The 19,732-nt window shown below is 65.1% G+C and carries 20 protein-coding genes and 1 tRNA gene; 16 read left to right on the forward strand and 5 right to left on the reverse strand.

Annotated elements, in window-relative coordinates:
* The first annotated feature begins 13 nt into the window (after window positions 1–13).
* The 3 genes from accC to NU688_RS30645 are packed head-to-tail and all read left to right on the forward strand — an operon-like array spanning window position 14 to window position 3,587.
* On the forward strand, window positions 14–2,062 hold the full coding sequence (accC, locus tag NU688_RS30635; protein ID WP_257864631.1) for an acetyl-CoA carboxylase biotin carboxylase subunit: 2,049 nt from the start codon (window positions 14–16) through the stop codon (window positions 2,060–2,062).
* Window positions 2,062–3,093: a biotin synthase BioB gene (bioB, locus tag NU688_RS30640; RefSeq protein WP_257864632.1), complete on the forward strand. Its 1,032-nt coding sequence runs from the start codon at window positions 2,062–2,064 to the stop codon at window positions 3,091–3,093. The genes accC and bioB overlap by 1 nt, the downstream gene beginning before the upstream one ends.
* Window positions 3,090–3,587, forward strand: coding sequence for a VOC family protein (locus NU688_RS30645; RefSeq protein ID WP_257864634.1), 498 nt, complete (start codon window positions 3,090–3,092; stop codon window positions 3,585–3,587). Before bioB ends, NU688_RS30645 begins: the two co-directional genes overlap by 4 nt.
* Here the strand turns inward: NU688_RS30645 and NU688_RS30650 are convergent.
* The gene (locus NU688_RS30650; protein WP_257864635.1) at window positions 3,577–4,074 is read right to left on the reverse strand and encodes an Lrp/AsnC family transcriptional regulator; all 498 of its coding nucleotides are present in this window, start codon (window positions 4,072–4,074) and stop codon (window positions 3,577–3,579) included. The two genes, NU688_RS30645 and NU688_RS30650, sit on opposite strands and share 11 nt — an antisense overlap.
* A 121-nt stretch (window positions 4,075–4,195) precedes the next feature.
* On the opposite strand from NU688_RS30650, the gene yedA reads away from it, so the two are divergent.
* Window positions 4,196–5,113, forward strand: coding sequence for a drug/metabolite exporter YedA (gene yedA, locus NU688_RS30655; protein ID WP_257864636.1), 918 nt, complete (start codon window positions 4,196–4,198; stop codon window positions 5,111–5,113).
* 6 nt (window positions 5,114–5,119) lie between these two features.
* Here yedA and NU688_RS30660 read toward each other — a convergent pair whose 3' ends face one another.
* The 4 genes from NU688_RS30660 to NU688_RS30675 form a co-directional block, all read right to left on the reverse strand.
* Window positions 5,120–5,758 (reverse strand): LysE family translocator, encoded by a 639-nt coding sequence (locus NU688_RS30660; RefSeq protein WP_257864637.1) that lies wholly within the window; start codon window positions 5,756–5,758, stop codon window positions 5,120–5,122.
* Window positions 5,755–6,390, reverse strand: a complete 636-nt coding sequence (locus tag NU688_RS30665; RefSeq protein ID WP_257864638.1) for an RnfABCDGE type electron transport complex subunit B — start codon at window positions 6,388–6,390, stop codon at window positions 5,755–5,757. Before NU688_RS30665 ends, NU688_RS30660 begins: the two co-directional genes overlap by 4 nt.
* A gap of 17 nt (window positions 6,391–6,407) precedes the next feature.
* Window positions 6,408–7,847: a polyhydroxyalkanoate depolymerase gene (locus NU688_RS30670; protein WP_257864639.1), complete on the reverse strand. Its 1,440-nt coding sequence runs from the start codon at window positions 7,845–7,847 to the stop codon at window positions 6,408–6,410.
* A gap of 157 nt (window positions 7,848–8,004) precedes the next feature.
* On the reverse strand, window positions 8,005–9,201 hold the full coding sequence (locus NU688_RS30675; RefSeq protein WP_257864640.1) for an amino acid aminotransferase: 1,197 nt from the start codon (window positions 9,199–9,201) through the stop codon (window positions 8,005–8,007).
* Window positions 9,202–9,306: 105 nt separating this feature from the next.
* Here NU688_RS30675 and uvrB point away from each other — a divergent pair, with 105 nt between their 5' ends.
* From uvrB to NU688_RS30735, 12 genes are all read left to right on the forward strand, one after another.
* Window positions 9,307–11,424, forward strand: coding sequence for an excinuclease ABC subunit UvrB (uvrB, locus tag NU688_RS30680; RefSeq protein WP_257864641.1), 2,118 nt, complete (start codon window positions 9,307–9,309; stop codon window positions 11,422–11,424).
* A gap of 234 nt (window positions 11,425–11,658) precedes the next feature.
* Complete coding sequence (iscR, locus tag NU688_RS30685; RefSeq protein WP_093237517.1) at window positions 11,659–12,195, forward strand: Fe-S cluster assembly transcriptional regulator IscR; 537 nt, start codon at window positions 11,659–11,661, stop codon at window positions 12,193–12,195.
* A 77-nt stretch (window positions 12,196–12,272) separates the two neighbouring features.
* Window positions 12,273–13,493: an IscS subfamily cysteine desulfurase gene (locus tag NU688_RS30690; protein WP_257864644.1), complete on the forward strand. Its 1,221-nt coding sequence runs from the start codon at window positions 12,273–12,275 to the stop codon at window positions 13,491–13,493.
* 50 nt (window positions 13,494–13,543) lie between these two features.
* A complete protein-coding gene (gene iscU / locus NU688_RS30695) occupies window positions 13,544–13,957 on the forward strand; it encodes a Fe-S cluster assembly scaffold IscU (protein WP_257864645.1) in 414 nt (137 codons plus the stop codon).
* Window position 13,958: 1 nt separating this feature from the next.
* Window positions 13,959–14,282, forward strand: coding sequence for an iron-sulfur cluster assembly protein IscA (gene iscA / locus NU688_RS30700; RefSeq protein ID WP_007828190.1), 324 nt, complete (start codon window positions 13,959–13,961; stop codon window positions 14,280–14,282).
* Between the two features lie 63 nt (window positions 14,283–14,345).
* Window positions 14,346–14,864 carry a Fe-S protein assembly co-chaperone HscB gene (gene hscB, locus NU688_RS30705; RefSeq protein WP_257864647.1) on the forward strand — a complete coding sequence of 173 codons (519 nt, stop codon included), beginning with the start codon at window positions 14,346–14,348 and terminating at the stop codon, window positions 14,862–14,864.
* A 90-nt stretch (window positions 14,865–14,954) separates the two neighbouring features.
* Window positions 14,955–16,817 carry a Fe-S protein assembly chaperone HscA gene (hscA, locus tag NU688_RS30710; RefSeq protein ID WP_257864648.1) on the forward strand — a complete coding sequence of 621 codons (1,863 nt, stop codon included), beginning with the start codon at window positions 14,955–14,957 and terminating at the stop codon, window positions 16,815–16,817.
* 9 nt (window positions 16,818–16,826) lie between these two features.
* Window positions 16,827–17,165: an ISC system 2Fe-2S type ferredoxin gene (gene fdx / locus NU688_RS30715; RefSeq protein ID WP_013542153.1), complete on the forward strand. Its 339-nt coding sequence runs from the start codon at window positions 16,827–16,829 to the stop codon at window positions 17,163–17,165.
* A complete protein-coding gene (gene dnaQ, locus NU688_RS30720) occupies window positions 17,165–17,887 on the forward strand; it encodes a DNA polymerase III subunit epsilon (RefSeq protein ID WP_257864650.1) in 723 nt (240 codons plus the stop codon). The genes fdx and dnaQ overlap by 1 nt, the downstream gene beginning before the upstream one ends.
* 54 nt (window positions 17,888–17,941) lie before the next feature.
* Window positions 17,942–18,016 (forward strand) — tRNA-Val (locus NU688_RS30725).
* Window positions 18,017–18,244: 228 nt separating this feature from the next.
* Window positions 18,245–19,483: a site-specific integrase gene (locus NU688_RS30730; RefSeq protein ID WP_257864651.1), complete on the forward strand. Its 1,239-nt coding sequence runs from the start codon at window positions 18,245–18,247 to the stop codon at window positions 19,481–19,483.
* On the forward strand, window positions 19,483–19,722 hold the full coding sequence (locus tag NU688_RS30735) for an excisionase (RefSeq protein WP_257864652.1): 240 nt from the start codon (window positions 19,483–19,485) through the stop codon (window positions 19,720–19,722). Before NU688_RS30730 ends, NU688_RS30735 begins: the two co-directional genes overlap by 1 nt.
* Window positions 19,723–19,732 lie beyond the last annotated feature (10 nt).

Consider the following 19,732-nt stretch of genomic DNA (forward strand, 5'->3'; position numbering starts at 1 on the left):
GGAGAAGAAGAACATGTTCAAGAAGATCCTGATAGCCAACCGCGGCGAGATTGCGTGCCGCGTCATCCAGACCGCGAAGAAGATGGGCATCCTCACCGTCGCCGTCTACTCCGACGCCGACAAGGAAGCCCGCCACGTCGAGCTGGCCGACGAGGCCGTGCACATCGGCGCCGCACCCAGCCGCGAGAGCTACCTGCAAGCGGACCGCATCATCGCGGCCTGCAAGCAGACGGGCGCCGAGGCGGTGCACCCGGGCTATGGCTTCCTGTCGGAGAACGAGGCCTTCGCCCGCAAGGTCGAGGAAGAGGGCATTGCCTTCATCGGGCCCAAGCACTATTCGATCGCGGCGATGGGCGACAAGATCGCCTCGAAGAAGCTCGCGAACGAAGCCAAGGTCAACACCATCCCGGGCTGGAACGACGCCATCGAGACGGCCGAGCGTGCGGTCGAGATCGCGAAAGACATCGGCTATCCCGTGATGATCAAGGCTTCGGCGGGCGGCGGTGGCAAGGGCCTGCGCGTGGCCTTCAACGACAAGGAAGCCTTCGAGGGCTTCACCTCGTGCCGCAACGAGGCGCGCAACAGCTTCGGCGACGACCGCGTGTTCATCGAGAAGTTCGTTGAGGAGCCGCGCCACATCGAGATCCAGGTGCTGGGCGATTCGCATGGCAACGTCATCTACCTGAACGAGCGCGAATGCTCGATCCAGCGGCGCCACCAGAAGGTGATCGAAGAGGCGCCTTCGCCCTTCATCAGCGACGAGACGCGCAAGGCGATGGGCGCGCAGGCGGTGCAACTGGCCAAGGCTGTGAACTACCAAAGCGCGGGCACGGTGGAGTTCGTGGTCGGCAAGGACCAGAGCTTCTATTTCCTCGAGATGAACACGCGGCTGCAGGTGGAGCACCCGGTGACGGAGTGCATCACGGGGCTGGACCTCGTCGAGCTGATGATCCGCGTCGCGGCCGGCGAGAAGTTGCCGTTCACGCAAGAGCAGGTCAAGCGCGATGGCTGGGCCATCGAGTGCCGCATCAACGCCGAAGACCCGTTCCGCAGCTTCCTGCCTTCGACCGGCCGGCTCGTGAAGTTCCAGCCGCCCGACGAGACGATGTTCGCGAGCGACACCCAGCACCTGAACGGCGTGCGCGTGGACACCGGCGTGTATGACGGCGGCGAGATCCCGATGTACTACGACTCGATGATCGCCAAGCTCATCGTGCACGGCAAGGATCGCCAGCATGCGATTGCCCGCATGCGCGAGGCGCTCAACGGCTTCGTGATCCGCGGCATCAGCAGCAACATTCCGTTCCAGGCGGCGCTGCTCGCGCATCCGAAGTTCGTGGCGGGCGACTTCAACACCGGCTTCATCGCCGAGCACTACGGCAAGGGCTTCCACGCGGAAGACGTGCCGCACACCGATCCGTCGTTCCTCGTGGCGCTCGCGGCGTACGTGCATCGCCGTTATCGCGCGCGTGCCTCGGGCATCAGCGGTCAGCTCGAAGGCCATGGCGTGAAGGTGGGCGAGCAGTTCGTGGTGGTGGAGCTGGGGCCGGAGGGCAAGCATGTGCAGCACCCGGTGTCGGTCACCGACTTCCACGGCAAGACCGGCGCGAGCGCCATTGCCGTGGGCGACAAGAGCTACAAGATCGACAGCAGCTTCGCGCTCGGCGCGATTCGCGTGCAGGGCATGGTCAACGACAAGCCCTTCACCGCGCAGGTCGAGCGCGGCGCGGGCAAGAACCCGCTGGCGCTGCGCGTGTCGCACGACGGCACGCAGATCGAAACGATGGTGCTGTCGCCGTTGGGTGCGCGTTTGCTCGAACTGATGCCCTACAAGGCGCCGCCGGACCTGAGCAAGTTCCTGATGTCGCCGATGCCGGGCCTGCTGGTCGAGGTGTCGGTACAGCCGGGGCAGCAGGTGCGCGCCGGCGAGAAGCTGGCCGTCATCGAGGCCATGAAGATGGAAAACGTGCTGTTCGCCACGCAGGACGGCGTGGTGGGCAAGGTCTCGGCAGGCAAGGGAGAGTCTCTCGCCGTCGATCAAATCATTCTGGAGTTCAACTGATGGGTGCCAACGACTTGCAACAAACGATCACGCTGCACCGGCCCGCAAAGCCGGTGACGCCGCAAGGCCCGTGGTCTGTGGAGGCGATCCAGGCGCTGCTCGACAAGCCGCTGATGGACCTGCTGTTCGAGGCGCAAACGGTGCATCGCCAGCATTTCCCTGAAGGCGATATCGAACTTGCGACGCTGCTCTCGGTCAAGACCGGCGGCTGCCCCGAGAACTGCGGCTACTGCCCACAGTCGGCCGAATTCGACACCGGCGTGAAGGCGCAGAAGCTGATGGAGGTCGATGAGGTCGTGCGCGCCGCGCAGGCCGCCAAGGATGCGGGCGCCACGCGCTTCTGCATGGGCGCCGCATGGCGCGCACCGAAGGACCGCGACGTGGAGAAGGTGGCCGTGCTGGTCGAGGCGGTGAAGGGCCTCGGCATGCAGACCTGCGCCACGCTCGGCATGCTGGAGCCGCACCATGCGCACCAGCTCAAGGCCGCGGGCCTCGATTACTACAACCACAACCTGGACACCGCGCCCGAGTACTACACCGACATCGTCGACACGCGCAGCTACCAGGACCGGCTCGACACGCTGGCCCATGTGCGCAGCGCCGGCATCAGCGTGTGCTGCGGCGGCATCGTCGGCATGGGCGAGCAGCCGGTGCACCGCGCGGGGTTGATCGCGCAACTGGCCAACCTGAATCCGTACCCGGAATCGGTGCCGATCAACAGCCTGGTGCGCGTGCCGGGCACGCCGCTGGCCGATTCGGAGCCGGTCGATCCCTTCGATTTCGTGCGCATCATCGCGGTCTCTCGCATCACGATGCCGACGGCACGCGTGCGGCTGTCGGCCGGGCGCCAGCAGATGGGCGATGCGGTGCAGGCGCTGTGCTTCATGGCCGGTGCGAATTCGATCTTCTACGGCGACAAGCTGCTGGTCACGGGCAATCCCGATGTGGATGCGGACGTGCAGCTGCTGCGCAAGCTGGGCTTGCAATCGCGCCGCACGACGACGACTGAAACGGTGGAGGTCTGCGCATGACGACCACGACGCGTCCCTTCAAGGTGCTGGGTATCCAGCAGATCGCCATCGGCGGGCCCGACAAGCTGCGCCTGCAGAAGCTCTGGGTCGACATGCTGGGGCTCGAAGTCACCGGCACCTTCAAGAGCGAGCGCGAGAACGTCGACGAGGACATCTGCGCGATCGGCAGCGGCCCGTTCAAGGTCGAGGTCGACTTGATGCAACCGCTGGACCCCGAGAAGAAGCCCGCGGTACATGCGACGCCGCTCAACCACGTGGGGCTGTGGATCGACGACCTGCCCAAGGCCGTTGAATGGCTCACCGCGCAGGGCGTGCGCTTTGCGCCGGGCGGCATCCGTCAGGGCGCGGCGGGGTTCGACATCTGCTTTCTGCATCCGAAGGCGAACGAGGAATTCCCGATCGCAGGCGAGGGCGTGCTGATCGAGATGGTGCAGGCGCCGCCCGAGGTGGTGACGGCCTTCAACGCGCTGGCCTTGGCTTCAGCTACGCATTGAGCACCTTCTTGATCAGCGGCCGCACGTCGGAGCGGCGCGGCGGCAGCATCGGCTGGTGCTCGCGTGTCGGGCTCAGGATGATCGAGGTCGCCGTCTCGGTAAGGATGCAGAACTTGGCGACCACCGCGTCGAGGTGGGTCACATCGATCACGGCGATCTCGAGGATCCAGCTGTCCTCGCCGGTCACGTTGTAGGCGTTCACGCACTCGGGCGTGTCCTGCACGAGCTTCACCACGAGGTCGTAGTCGGCGCGGCCGACGCGGATGATGGCGCGGATGCCGTAGCCCAGCTTGCCGAGGTTGACGGTGGCGCGATAGCCGCTGATGACGCCCGCGGCCTCCAGCTTCTTCACGCGCTCGGTTACGGCTGGCTGGCTCAGGTGGACGCGGCGGCCCAGTTCGGCCATGGTGAGGCGCGCATCGCTCTGCAGTTCGGCAAGGATGCGCGTGTCGTGCGCGTCCAGTGCAGGGTTCAAGGTGAAGTCCATGGAACTCCTTTAAATCGACGGTAGGCGAGCGGCAGAACCGTGGAATGTCCATGGTTCGCCGAAGGCGGCTTTCATACCATGGGCGGCGCTTCAGTACCAACAAAACAAAAGACTCCTCGATATGCCGACTCTTGCTTCTCCCGCCCAAGCCGCGACAGGTGCTGCCCGTGGCGCGCTGCCGCCGTTGTTGTGGCTTTGCCTTGCCGCCACCTGGGTCGTCTGGGGCTCGACCTACCTGGCGATCAAGTACGCGTTGATCAGTTTTCCGCCGTTCCTGCAGATGGGCTCGCGCTTTCTCTTTGCGGGCGTGCTGCTCGCGGTGTGGATGCGGTGGCGCGGTGCCGCGTGGCCTTCGATGATGCAGTGGCGCAATGCGCTGGTCGTCGGTGCGCTAATGCTCGGCGGCGGAATGGGCGGCACGGCGCATGCCGAGGTGACGATCGGCTCGGGTCTGGTGGTGGCGTTCATCGCGGTGGTGCCGTTGCTGATCGCGCTGCTGAACCTCATCTGGGGCATCAAGCCGACGCGCATGGAAGCGGCGGGCATCGCGCTCGGCCTCATCGGTGTGCTGATGCTGACGCAGGGGAGCGGCTTCCAGTCGTCGCCCGCGGGGCTGGCGGCGATTTCGATTGCGTGCATCTGCTGGTCGATGGGCAGCGTGCTGAGTCAGCGCAGCCTGCCGCTCGCGCCTGGTGCGATGGGCTTTGCGAGCGAGATGATCTGCGGCGGCGTGGTACTGCTGGTGCTGGCGGCCGTCTCGCGCGAGAGCCTCGTGTGGCCCCCGGCGCCCGAGGCCGTCTGGGCCTGGCTGTACCTGGTGGTGTTCGGTTCGCTGATCGCCTTCAACGCCTACATGGTGTTGCTTGCGAAGGCGCCGGCCGCGCTGGCGGCGAGCTACACCTTCGTGAACCCCGTGATTGCGATGCTGCTGGGCGTGTGGATCGCCAGCGAGACCGTCACGCGCTTCGAGTGGTATGCGGTGGCGGTCGTGCTGGCGGGGGTGCTGTTGCTGCTCTTCAAGCGCCCGAAGAAGAACTGAACGCCTTCAGGTGCCCGGACGGCGCCAAAAAGCCAGCGTGGCCGCCAGCAGCCACATGCCGGCCGCGCAGCTGCGGTTCAGCACCTTGAGGCCGCGGCGCGAGAGCCAGCGCACGGCCTGCGTGCCGGCGGCCGCGTAGGCCAGCATCACGCAGGTGTCGAGCACCACGAAGATCGCGCCGAGCAGCAGGTACTGCGGGCCTTGCGGCTGGGTGATGTCGATGAACTGCGGCAGGAAAGCCGCGAAGAACAGCACCGTCTTCGGGTTCGACAGCGCCACGAGCAGGCTGCGCATCAACGCGACGCGGCCATGCGGGCGGACCTCGATGGCGGACTTGGCGAGCGCCGTGCCGAGGTCGGTCGCCTCACTGCGCCAGAGCTTGATGCCGAGCCAGACGAGGTAGGCGACGCCCGCCACGCGGATCGCGTTGAAGAGCATTTCCGATGCCGCGAGCAGCGAGCCCAATCCCAATGCCACCACCGCGATCAGCGTGATGCTGCCGAGCGATGCGCCGCCGATGCCCCAGCTCGCGCGCCGCATGCCGCCGTCGATGCCGTTGGACAGCGCCAGCAGCATCGTGGGGCCGGGAATGACGGCCAGCGCAAGTGAGGCGACGACGTAGATCAGCAGGGTGTCGAGTGTCATGGCTTGGGTTTGTTTTTTTCGCGTTGTTCGGCGGCGGCGCGGGCGCGCGCCAGGGCGGCTTCGACGATGGAGCGCTTGCGTGTGTCGGCGGCTTGCGGCTCGGCGGCGGCGGGTGCCGGTTCGGCCTCGCGCTTCGCAGCGTCGCGGTGCTGGCCGTGGAGCTTGTAGCGCTGCAGCGCGGCTTCGGCCTGTGCCTGCGACCAGGCCTGCCAGCCGCTGCGGCCCGGCGTCTCGACTTCGAGCGAGATGCAATCGACGGGGCAGACCGGAATGCAGAGTTCGCAGCCCGTGCAGTGCGCCTCGACCACCGTGTGCATGCGCTTGTTGATACCGACGATGGCATCGGTCGGGCAGGCATCGAGGCAGAGCGTGCAGCCGATGCACCAGGCTTCGTCGATGACGGCCATGGCGCGCGGGCCTTCGGTGCCGAATTGCGGATCGAGCGGCAGCGCGGGGCGGCCGGTGAGTAGCGCGAGGCGGTCGATGCCTTCGGCGCCACCGGGCGGGCATTGGTTGATGCCCGCCTCGCCATCGGCCACGGCTTGCGCGTAGCCGGCGCAATCGGGGTAGCCGCACCGTGTGCACTGCGTTTGCGGCAGTGCGTCGTTGATGCGTGCGGCCAGCCCGTTCACTGTGGGTTGCGCGCGCCTCAGCGCGTGGTGCGGGCGCGCGGCTTCTTGGCAGCGGCCATGGGCTTCTTGGCGGGAGCCGCCACGACAGCCTTCTTGGCGGCCGGTGACTTCTTGGCCGCTGCGGTCGCAACCTTCTGGCCCGGCTTGATCCGGTCTTCGGCGGCGAGGCTTTCGCGCGCACCGGCACGGCTTTGCGGCTGGTCGTTGGCGGCGATGAACTTCACCAGCTTCGGGTAGACCAGATCGCGCCAGCGGCGGCCGCTGAAGATGCCGTAGTGGCCCGCGCCCTTGACTTCGTAGTGCTCGCGCTTCGAATCGGCAACGCCGGTGCACAGGCTGTGCGCGGCTTCGGTCTGGCCCGAGCCCGAGATGTCGTCGAGTTCGCCTTCGACTGTCAGCAGCGCGGCCGTGCGGATGTCCTGCGGACGCACGCGCTCGATCTGGCCTTCGGGGTTCTTCACGTCCCAGGTGCCGTTCACGAGTTCGAACTGCTGGAACACGGTGCGGATGGTGTCGAGGTAGTAATCGGCGTCCATGTCGAGCACGGCGTTGTACTCGTCGTAGAACTTGCGGTGCGCCTCGGCGCTGGCGTCGTCGCCCTTGATCAGGTCCTTGAAGTAGTCGTAGTGGCTCGATGCATGGCGGTCGGGGTTCATCGCGACGAAGCCCGTGTGCTGCAGGAAGCCCGGGTACACGCGGCGGCCTTCACCCGGAAAGCCTTGCGGCACGCGGTAGATCACGTTGTTCTCGAACCATTCGTAGCTCTTGTTCATCGCGAGGTTGTTGACTGCGGTGGGCGACTTGCGGGCGTCGATCGGGCCGCCCATCATCGTCAGCGTGAGCGGCAGCGGCTCCTTGCGGCTTGCCATGAGCGACACGGCCGCGAGCACCGGCACGGTGGGCTGGCACACGCTCACCACGTGGCAGTTGCCGTACTCGGCCTGCAGGCGGCGGATGAATTCCTGCACGTAGTTGATGTAGTCGTCCAGGTGGAATTCGCCTTCCGACATCGGCACGAGGCGCGCGTTCTTCCAGTCGGTGATGTAGACCTTGTGGTCCTGCAGCATGGTGCGCACGGTGTCACGCAAGAGCGTGGCGTAGTGGCCCGACAGCGGCGCCACGATCAGCACCACGGGCTGGCTCTTGAGCGTCTTGAGGATGTGCGGCTCGTCGGTGAAGCGCTTGAAGCGGCGCAGTTCGCAGAAGGGCTTGTCGAGCTCGACGGCCTCCTGAATGACGACCTCTTCGCCATCGACCTTCACGGACTTGATGTTGAACTCGGGCTTCTCGTAGTCCTTGCCCAGGCGATAGAGCAGGTCGTAGCCGGCCGCCATGCGCTGGGCCATCGGCAGTTGGCCCCACACGGCGCCTTGGCCGTAGAGCTTGGAGGCCGCTTGCGCGAAGTCCGAAAACGGCTCCATCAGGGAACGCTGGGCTTCGTAGAGTTGATAGAGCATCGCTGGTCTTGGAGTGGAATGTTGCGGTGCAATATATCAGCGCACTTGCGGGTACGCAGGGGGCCTAACCCCTAGTCCGACCCAGCCTCAGGGGCCCTTCTGGTGAAAGGTGTGAAGGAATCGTCGGAAGACAGATTCCTCCACACTTTGCTGTCACCTAGATGACTTTGGCGATCGACGCGCAGACGTAGTCGATGTTCTTGCTGTTGAGCGCGGCCACGCACATGCGGCCGGTGTCGGTGCCGTACACGCCGAACTCATTGCGCAGGCGCACCATCTGGTCCTTGGTGAGGCCCGAGTAGCTGAACATGCCGATCTGCGTGGTGATGAAGCTCATGTCTTCCTTCACGCCGGCGGCCTTCAGGCCGTCGACCAGCTTCTGGCGCATGGCCTTGATGCGCACGCGCATCTCGCCGAGTTCCTTTTCCCACAAGGCGCGCAGTTCGGCGTTGCCGAGCACCGCGGCCACCACGGCGCCGCCATGGATCGGCGGGTTGCTGTAGTTGGTGCGGATGGCGATCTTCAGTTGCGACAGCACGCGGCCGGCTTCTTCCTTGTTCTCGCACAGCACCGAGAGGGCACCCACGCGTTCGCCATAAAGGCTGAAGCTCTTCGAGAACGAGGTCGAGACGAAGAAGGTCAGGCCCGCGTCGACGAACTTGCCGACAGCCGCGCCGTCTTCCTTGAGGCCGTAGCCGAAGCCTTGGTAGGCCATGTCGAGGAAGGGCACGAGGCCCTTGGCCTTGACCGTGGCGACCACCTGGTCCCACTGGGCGGCGGTGATGTCGTAGCCGGTCGGGTTGTGGCAGCAGGCATGCAGCACGACGATGGTGCCGGCTGGCGCCGCATTCAGCGCGGCCAGCATGTCGTCGAAGTTGACGCCGCGCTTGGCGGCATCGTAGTAGGGGTAGCTTTCGACCTCGAAGCCCGCGTTGGTGAACAGGGCGCGGTGGTTTTCCCAGCTCGGGTCGCTGATCAGCACCTTGGCGTTGGGGTTGATCTTCTTGAGGAAGTCGGCGCCGACCTTCAGGCCACCGGTGCCGCCGATGCCCTGGATCGTGGCCACGCGGCCCGATTGCACGGGCTCGCTGTCGGTGCCGAAGACCAGGCCCTTGACGGAGTTGTCGTAAGCCACGATGCCGTCGATGGGGAGATAACCGCGCGCCGAGGGGGCTTTCATCATGTCTTGCTCTGCAGCCTGCACGCACTGGAGCAGGGGCAGCTTGCCGTTGTCGTCGTAATAGACGCCGACGCCGAGATTGACCTTGTTGGGGTTGGTATCGGCTGCAAATTGCTCGTTGAGGCCGAGGATCGGGTCGCGCGGTGCCATTTCGACCGCGGTGAACATAGACATGGAAAGGTCCTTTGGGATGAAAGCTTCGCTGGCAACCGGACTTGCGCTACGCTTTCCGGTTGCCTTGAATTTTACCGGCGCCATCGCCACCTGTCGGGAACAGCCATGCCAGAGAACACCGAAGCCATAGCAGACCTGAAGAAACTGGACCCGATCGGGCCGGCGAAAGAGGGTGAATTCATCCGCTACCCCGACTCCCCGTTCGAGCTTTTCCAACCCTATCCGCCGGCCGGCGACCAGCCGAAGGCGATCGACGGGCTGGTCGAAGGCGTGATCGACGGCGAGGTGTTCCAGACGCTGCTGGGCGTGACGGGCTCGGGCAAGACCTTCACCATGGCCAACGTGATCGCACGGCTGGGCCGACCGGCCATCGTGTTTGCGCCCAACAAGACGCTGGCGGCGCAGCTCTACAGCGAGTTCCGCGAGTTCTTCCCGAAGAACGCGGTCGAGTACTTTGTGAGCTACTACGACTACTACCAGCCCGAGGCCTACGTGCCGCAGCGCGACCTGTTCATCGAGAAGGACTCCTCGATCAACGAGCACATCGAGCAGATGCGCCTGTCGGCCACCAAGAGCGTGCTGGAGCGGCGCGACACGGTGATCGTGGCCACGGTGAGCGCCATCTACGGCATCGGTACGCCCGAGGACTACACGCAGATGCGTTTCATCATGCGGGTGGGCGACAAGATCGGGCAGCGCGACGTGATCAGCCGGCTGATCCGCATGCAGTACACGCGCAACGAGCAGGATTTCGCGCGCGGCACCTTCCGCGTGCGCGGCGACACCATCGACGTGTTTCCGGCGGAGCACAGCGAGCTGGCGATCCGCATCGAGCTGTTCGACGACGAGATCGAGTCGCTGCAGCTCTTCGATCCGCTCACGGGGCGCATCCGCCAGAAGATTCCGCGCTTCACGGTGTACCCGTCGAGCCACTACGTGACGCCGCGTGACAAGGTGCTGGGTGCGGTCGAGACCATCAAGATCGAACTGGCCGAGCGGCTCAAGGAGTTCGTTTCGCAGGGCAAGCTTGTCGAGGCGCAGCGCTTGGAGCAGCGCACTCGTTTCGACTTGGAAATGCTGGCCGAGATCGGGCACTGCAAGGGCATCGAGAACTACTCGCGCCACCTCTCGGGCGCCGCCCCGGGCGATCCGCCGGCCACGTTGACGGACTACCTGCCGAAGGACGCGCTGATGTTCCTCGACGAGAGCCATCAGATGATCGGCCAGCTCAACGCCATGTACAGCGGCGACCGTGCGCGCAAGACCACGCTGGTCGAGTACGGTTTCCGGTTGCCCTCGGCAATGGACAACCGACCGCTCAAGTTCGAGGAATTCGAAAAGCGCATGCGGCAGGCGATCTTCGTTTCGGCCACGCCGGCGCAGTACGAGAAGGATCACTCCGGCAATGTTGTCGAGCAACTGGTTCGACCTACAGGCCTGATCGACCCCGAGGTCGAGGTGCGCCCCGCAACGCACCAAGTGGACGACGTGCTGGGCGAGATCCGCATTCGCGTCGACAAGAACGAGCGGGTGCTGATCACCACCCTGACCAAGCGCATGGCCGAGCAGCTGACCGACTACCTGGGCGACAACGGCGTGAAGGTGCGCTACCTGCACAGCGACGTGGACACGGTCGAGCGGGTGGAGATCCTGCGCGACCTGCGGCTGGGCGCCTTCGACGTGCTGGTGGGCATCAACCTGCTGCGCGAAGGGCTGGACATTCCCGAGGTATCGCTGGTGGCGATCCTCGATGCGGACAAGGAAGGGTTCCTGCGCGCCGAGCGCTCGCTGATCCAGACCATCGGCCGTGCGGCGCGGAACCTGAACGGCAAGGCGATCCTGTACGCCGACCGCATGACCGAATCGATGAAGAAGGCCATCGACGAAACCGAGCGCCGCCGCGCCCGCCAGATCGCCCACAACGAGGCCAACGGCATCACGCCGCGCAGCATCGTCAAGCAGGTGCGCGACCTGATCGACGGCGTCTACAGCGAGAAGACGGGCAAGGAAATGGCCAAGCTCGACCTGGAGCGCGCCAAGGTCGAGGACATGAGCGAGAAGGACATTGCCCGGGAAATCAAGCGGCTGGAGAAGCTCATGCTCGAGCACGCCCGCAACCTCGAATTCGAGAAGGCGGCGCGGGTGCGGGACCAATTGGCGCTGCTGCGTGAGCAGGCATTCGGCGCGGCTGGTGGCGACAACATCGCGATCTTGCCGTCGTAGGTCGGAAGTCCGCGTTCTTCAAGGGGTTGGCGCTGGGGTTTACCCCAGCAGAGTTGAGGGCCTTCTGCTATACTTGACCGAAACACTCAACAACAAAAACTAGAACTTCGCGATGAAGGACCGACTCCTACCGGCTGGTTCACCAGCGTCAAGGGTCGGGCAGGGCGGAGACGAAGTCACCGCGGTCCAGGACCACGGTGTCATTTCAACGGTAAGCACTTGAAGGAGCTTGCGATGCGTCTCACTACCAAAGGCCGTTTTGCGGTCACCGCCATGATCGATCTGGCCCTGCGCCAGAACACCGGTCCGGTCACCTTGGCTGCAATCAGCCAGCGGCAGCAGATTTCGTTGTCGTACCTCGAACAGCTGTTCGGCAAGCTGCGCCGTCATGAGCTGGTCGAGTCGACCCGTGGCCCCGGCGGCGGCTACAGCCTCGGCCGCAAGGCTGCGGACATCACCGTGGCCGACATCATTGTTTCCGTCGATGAACCCATCGACGCCACGCAATGCGGCGGCAAGGAAAACTGCCTCGGCGAAGCCGGTCGTTGCATGACGCACGAACTCTGGGCTTCGTTGAACCAGCGCATGGTCGAGTTTCTCGATTCGGTCACCCTGCAGAAGCTGGTCGACGACCAGATCGCCAAGGGCGTGCAGATCGAGAACAAGCCGGTCGTCAAGCGCGCGATCTCGGCGCAGCCGGTGGTGAAGCCTATTCGCGTGAATGCGCCGAATTCGGTGTTTGCCCTCGGCAACGTCTTCGCCAAGTCCTGAGTCGTGAGCAGCGCCTGAGAGCGCTGCCGCGAGAAGCCCAGATCAAAGAACAACCCCCACGCCAGCCCGAGCCAGCCATGGACGTCACTCCTCATTTCCCGATCTATCTCGATTACGGCGCGACCACGCCGGTCGACCCGCGTGTGGTCGACGCCATGATTCCCTGGTTGCGCGAGCACTTCGGCAACCCGGCGTCGCGCAGTCACGCCTGGGGTTGGGAGGCTGAAGAGGCGGTTGAGAAGGCGCGCGGCCAGGTGGCGGACCTGATCAATGCGGACCCCCGCGAGATCGTCTGGACCTCGGGCGCTACCGAGTCGATCAATCTCGCGCTCAAGGGTGCGGCCCAGTTCTACAAGGGCAAGGGCAAGCACCTGATCACGCTGAAGACCGAGCACAAGGCCGTGCTCGACACCATGCGTGAACTCGAGCGCCAGGGCTTCGAAGTCACCTACCTCGACGTCGAGGAAAACGGCTTGGTCGACCTCGGGAAGTTCAAGGTGGCGATCCGCCCCGACACCATCCTGGCCAGCGTGCTGTTCGTGAACAACGAAATCGGCGTGATCCAGGACGTGGTCGCGCTGGGCAACGTCTGCCGCGAAAAGGGCGTGATCTTCCACGTCGACTCGGCCCAGGCCACCGGCAAGGTCGACATCGACATCACGAAGCTGCCCATCGACCTGATGAGCCTCGCCTCGCACAAGACCTATGGCCCCAAGGGCATCGGCGCCCTGTATGTGCGCCGCAAGCCGCGCATTCGCCTCGAAGCGCAGATGCACGGCGGCGGTCACGAGCGCGGCATGCGCTCGGGCACGCTGCCCACGCACCAGATCGTCGGCATGGGCGAGGCCTATCGCATCGCCAAGCTCGAGATGAAGGACGACATTGCCCATGCGCGCCGCCTGCAACAGCGCTTGCTCGATGGCCTCAAGGATGTCGAGCAGGTCTTCATCAACGGCGACCTCGAACGCCGCGTGCCGCACAACCTGAACATGAGCTTCAACTACGTCGAGGGCGAGTCGCTGATCATGGGCATCAAGGGCCTGGCGGTGTCGTCGGGTTCGGCCTGCACCTCGGCCAGCCTGGAGCCCAGCTATGTGCTGCGCGCGCTGGGCCGTAGCGACGAGTTGGCCCACAGCAGCCTTCGCATGACCATCGGCCGCTTCACGACCGAAGAAGAAATTGACTACGCCATTTCGACCATCAAGCACAACGTTGCCAAGCTGCGTGAGCTGAGCCCCCTGTGGGAGATGTTCCAGGACGGCGTCGACATCAGCACGATCCAGTGGTCGGCCCACTGACCCAGGCCAGCCCACGGCTCCACGATTGAACAAAGTTTGAGAGGTACACCATGGCATATTCTTCCAAGGTCATCGACCACTACGAAAATCCACGCAACGTCGGTTCCTTCGAAAAGGGCGACGACTCGGTGGGCACCGGCATGGTCGGCGCTCCGGCCTGCGGCGACGTGATGAAGCTGCAGATCAAGGTCAACCCCGAAACCGGCGTGATCGAAGACGCACGCTTCAAGACCTACGGTTGCGGCTCGGCCATTGCCTCGTCCTCGCTCGTGACCGAATGGGTCAAGGGCAAGACGCTCGACGAAGCGGCTGCGCTGAAGAACGCGCAGATCGCCGAAGAGCTGGCGCTGCCGCCGGTCAAGATCCACTGCTCCATCCTGGCCGAAGATGCCATCAAGGCAGCCGTGAACGACTACAAGGCCAAGCACGGTGTCAAAGCGGCCGAAGCCGAAGCTGTTCACTGACATGGCCGTCACGCTGACCGAAGCCGCTGCACGACACGTCACCCGCTACCTCGGCAAACGAGGCAAGGGTGTGGGTGTGCGGCTGGGCGTGAAGACCACCGGCTGCTCCGGCCTGGCCTACAAGCTTGAGTATGTCGACGAGTTCACGCCTGAGGACGTGGTGTTCGAAGACCACGGCGTGAAGGTGCTGGTCGACCCCAAGAGCTTGGCCTACATCGACGGCACGCAGCTCGACTTCGTGCGCGAAGGCCTGAACGAAGGCTTCAAGTTCATTAACCCGAACGAACGTGACCGTTGTGGTTGCGGGGAAAGCTTTCGCATCTGATGCGTCGTCGCTGACCGCGACCACAGCCGCCACCATGTCATGTGCTGGCGGTTTTTTCTTGCCATGAACCTGAACGACACCGACTTTGAACTGTTCGCCGTCCCGGCGACCTTCGCACAGGACCGTGCCGTGCTCGACGCGCGCTGGAAAGAGCTGCAGCGCGAAGCGCACCCGGACCGCTTCGCCGCGCAGGGCGCCGCGGCGCAGCGCGTGGCCATGCAGTGGTCGGTGCGCATCAACGAGGCCTACCAGCGGCTGAAGGACCCGATCCGCCGCGCGAGCTACATCTGCGAACTGCACGACGCACCGCTGAACGCCGAGAACAACACGGCGATGCCGCCCGACTTCCTGATGCAGCAGATGGAGTGGCGCGAGGCGCTCGACGACGCCGGCGACATCGCTGCCGTCGAGAAGCTGCAGGCAGAGGTCGAGGCTGCCCGCGCCCGCGCGCTGTCGTCCCTCGACTGGCTGATCGACGAGAAGGGCGACTACCCTGCCGCCGCGCAGCAGGTGAGAGCCCTCATGTTCATTGAGCGCTTCGGCGAAGACGTCGAAGCCAAGTTCGATCAGTTGGGACAATAACGAAATGCACCCCCACGCTCCTCACTTCGTGTATTCGCTGCCCCCCGAGGGGGCTCAGGCCTCCCTTGGGGCGGCCCGGCGGGAGGCCTGATGGCTCTTCTTCAGATTTCCGAACCCGGCCAGGCGCCCGATCCGCATCAGCGCCGCATTGCCGTGGGCATCGACCTCGGCACCACGCATTCGCTGGTGGCTGCGGTGCGCAACGGCGTGGCCGAGTGCCTGCCTGACGACCAGGGGCGCGTGCTGCTGCCTTCGGCCGTGCGCTACCTTGATGGCGACCGTCGGCAGATTGGTTTCGATGCGCTCGCCGCACGCGCGCAAGACCCCGCCAACACCATCACCTCGGTCAAGCGCCTCATGGGCCGCGGCCTTGCCGACATCGCGAACCGCGAATCCATGTCGTACCGCATCGGCGGCGACGAGGGCGGCATGGTGAAGGTGCAGACCTCGGTGGGCGAGAAGTCCCCGGTCGAGATCAGCGCCGAGATCCTTGCCACGCTGCGCTTTCGCGCGGAAGACACCTTCGACGACGAGCTCTACGGCGCCGTCATCACCGTGCCGGCCTACTTCGACGAAGGCCAGCGTCAGGCCACCAAGGACGCCGCGCAACTCGCCGGCCTCAACGTGCTGCGCCTGATCAGCGAGCCCACGGCCGCTGCGATCGCCTACGGCCTCGACAACGCCAGCGAAGGCGTCTACGCGGTCTACGACCTCGGTGGCGGCACCTTCGATATCTCGATCCTGCGGTTGACCCAGGGTGTGTTCGAGGTCATCGCGACCGGCGGCGATTCGGCGCTCGGCGGTGACGACTACGACCACGTGCTCGCCGATTTCGTGCTCGAGCAAACCGGCTTGAAGGTCGGCAACGACGCCGACAAGGCCGCAGTGCTTGTGGCCGCACGCGCTGCGAAAGAGGCGCTGACCGATGCGGACGCCGTTGTCTTCCACGCCGACATGGCCGGTGGTGCGGTGCGATTCGATCTGACGCGCGCACATTTCGACGCAGCGACCAAACCGCTCACGGACAAAACCATCGCCGCCGTCCGCAAGGCCCTGCGCGATGCGAAGCTCAAGTCCGACGACCTGCAGGGCGTCGTCCTGGTCGGTGGCTCCACCCGCATGCCGCAGATCCGCGAGGCCGTGGCTGCGTTCTTCGGCCGCGAGCCGCTGGTCAACCTGAACCCGGACGAAGTCGTCGCGCTCGGCGCGGCGATCCAGGCCAACCAGCTGGCCGGCAACAACGGCGCGGGCGAGCTGCTGCTGCTCGATGTGATCCCGCTCTCGCTCGGCATCGAGACGATGGGTGGCTTGGTCGAGCGCATCGTGCCGCGCAACCAGACCATCCCGACCGCGATGGCGCAGGACTTCACGACTTATCAAGACGGCCAGACGGCTCTCGCGCTGCATGTGGTGCAGGGTGAGCGCGACCTAGTGTCCGATTGCCGCAGCCTCGCGCGCTTCACGCTGCGCGGCATCCCGCCGATGGCGGCTGGCGCGGCGCGCATCCGCGTGACCTTCACTGTCGATGCCGATGGCCTGCTGAGCGTCAGCGCCAAGGAGCAGGGTAGCGGTGTCGAGGCCAGCGTGACCGTCAAGCCATCGTATGGACTCTCCGACGACCAGATCGCGACCATGCTGCAGGAGAGCTTCTCCACCGCACAGCAGGACATGCAGGCCCGCGCGCTCGTCGAAGCGCGCGTCGACGCCGACCGCATGCTGCTCGCTACGCAGAGTGCGCTGAATGCCGATGGCAACCTGCTGAACGAAGACGAGCGCGCTGTCATCGATGCGTCGATGGCCAGGTTGCGCGAAGCCGCGAAGGGCAGCAACGAAGCCGCCGCCATCGAAGCCGCCACCAAGACACTGGCCAACGACACCGAAGCCTTCGCCGCCCAACGCATGAACGCGGGCATCGCGCGCGCACTCGCCGGCCGCAAGGTCGAATCCCTCTAGAACAACAACATGCCCACGATCAAGATCTATCCGCATCCCGAGTACTGCCCGCAAGGCGCCGAAATCACCGCGCCCGCCGGCACCTCGATCTGCGAGGCGCTGCTCGACAACCACATCAACATCGAGCACGCCTGCGAGATGAGCTGCGCCTGCACCACCTGCCACGTGATCGTGCGCGAGGGTTTCAATTCGCTCAACGAAGCGGAAGAGGGCGAAGAAGACCTGCTCGACCGCGCCTGGGGCCTGGAACCGCAATCGCGCCTGAGTTGCCAATCGATCCTGGCGCAGGAGAATGTGACGATCGAGATTCCGAAGTACTCGATCAACCACGCCAAGGAAAACCACTGATGTCGCGCCAGATCGTCCTCGATACCGAAACCACCGGGCTTTCCGCCGAGAACGGCGACCGCGTCATCGAGCTCGGCTGCGTGGAGCTGTTTGCCCGCAAGCTCACCGGCAACGACCTGCATATCTACTTCAACCCCGAGCGCGAGAGCCATGAAGACGCACTCAAGGTGCACGGCCTGACGACCGACTTCCTGCGCGACAAGCCGAAGTTCGCCACGCTGGGCAACGACATCATCGAGTACCTGCGCGGCGCCGAACTCATCATTCACAACGCGGCCTTCGACGTCGGCTTCCTCAACAAGGAGTTCGAGCGCGCGGGCCTGCCGCCGCTGCGCACCTTCGTTGCCGAGGTGACCGACACGCTCGCCATGGCGAAGCTGGTCTACCCGGGCAAGCGGAATTCGCTCGATGCGCTGTGCGACCGCTTCGGCGTCGACCGCTCGAACCGCACCTTCCACGGCGCGAAGCTCGACGCGCAGCTGCTGGCCGACGTCTACATCAACCTCACGCGCGGACAGGATGCGCTGCTGATCGACGTGGCATCGAACGAGCCGGCGCAGGGCACCACGGTGGTGGCGATCGACCTGAGCCAGTTCGAACTGCCGGTGATTGCGGCAGGCGAGCAGGAACTGGCGGCGCACGAGGCGGTGTTGTCGCAGCTCGACAAATCCAGCAACGGCCGCACGCTGTTTCGCCAAAACGGCGGAAATGCTGTGGCATAATCGAAGGCTTCGCGCAACGCGATTAATTCCACGGCACTGCACTCGCGGTGTCACGGGCGGTTAGCTCAGGGGTAGAGCACAGCATTCACACTGCTGGGGTCGGAGGTTCGAAACCTCCACCGCCCACCAACAGATCAGATAAAGGCCGACAGCTTCATACAGCTGCCGGCCTTTTTCATTGGGGAATCAGCGGCTTACGCGCCAGCAAGCGACAGGGGGCGACATTGACTGCCAGTCTGACGCGGGGGTACAACCGGGGGTACAGGCTAGCTTTTTCGCTGTTTCCGGGGGTTTTGTACCCCCAGTCTCCAGTGAAAACGATGGTCTCGTACCCCACACCTCGAAGGCTGTACCCCCATGCTCACCGACGCCCAGTGCAGGAATGCAATCTGCCCATCTGACCGCAAGCAGGCACGCTTCGCCGATGCCGGTGGGCTGTACCTCCAGGTCAGCCCGGCCGGCTCGCGCCGCTGGTTCTGGAAGTACCGGCTCGCCGGCGTTGAGAAGCAACTGGCCCTCGGCAGCTACCCGGATGTCAGCCTGACCGCCGCACGCAAGGCGCGCGATGCCGCGCGGATCGAGAAGTCCGATGGCCGCGACCCGGTGCAGGCACGCAAGGTCTCGAAGCTGAAGGCGGCGGCGTTGACCACCGATGCGTTCAAGGAGGTCGCCCTCGAGTGGTTTGGCAAGCACAGCGATCGATGGAGCGAGCAGTACGCCATTCGCGAGAAACGCAACCTCGAAAAGGATCTGTTCCCATACTTCGGCACCCGCGCCGTCGGCGACATCCAGCCCATTGAACTGCTGGCCGCGCTGCGCCGGGTCGAGGAGCGGGGCGCTCTCGACGTGGCGCGCCGAGTGCTGATCACGGCCCGCGCAGTCTGGCGCTACGCCGTGGCCACCGCGCGTGCGCCGCGCGACATCACGGGTGACCTCAAGGGAGCGCTGACCCCGCACCGAAAGAAGCACTTCGCGGCACTGGTCGACCCAGTGAAGCTGGGCGCGTTGATCCGCGTCATCCGCACCTATCAGGGTGGCCCCATCGTTCGCGCTGCCCTGCAGCTCGCACCAGTGCTGTTCCAGCGCCCCAACGAACTGCGCGGCATGGCCTGGGCCGAGCTGGACCTCGACGCGTCGCTTTGGACGATCCCGGCCGCGCGCATGAAGCGCCAGAAGCACGGGAAGGAAAACGGGCCGCCCCACCTAGTCCCATTGCCGCGGCAGGCCGTCGAGATCCTGCGCGCGCTGCATCCGATCACCGGCCACGGCGTGATGGTGTTTCCCGGCGAACGGAGCCACGAGCGACCAATCAGCGACAACACGTTGCGCGCCGCGCTGCTGACGCTGGGCTACGGCCCGACGGTCCAGACCGTGCACGGCTTCCGGGCTACGGCCCGCACCATGGTTCGCGAGCGCCTGAAGGTGGACCCGCGCGTCATCGAGGCTCATCTGGCCCACGCGTCGAAGGACCAGAACGGCGGCGCTTACGACCGGGCTGAGTACGTCGAAGAGCGCGCGGTGATGATTCAGCAGTGGGCCGACTACCTCGACAAACTGGCGGCCGGCGCGGACATCCTGCAGTTCAAGGCCGCATAGTGGCAACACGGGCGGGCGCGATCATCGTGGCGCCGCCGTCGACTCAGATCGTCTGCGCGCGCTTCGTGACGGTCGATCTGGCTGCGGCCATGACCGGCTTCACCCCGGGCGCCATCCGCACCAAGATCGCCAAGAGCGTCTGGCTTGAGGGGCGCCAATGGGTGAAGCGCGATGGCCGCGTGCTGATCGACATGAAGGGGTACGAGGCGTGGGCGCTCGGAACCGATGCAGAGCGGTGAAGAAGCAAGA

Source organism: Variovorax sp. ZS18.2.2 (assembly GCF_024701975.1).
Taxonomy (GTDB): Bacteria; Pseudomonadota; Gammaproteobacteria; order Burkholderiales; family Burkholderiaceae_C; genus Variovorax.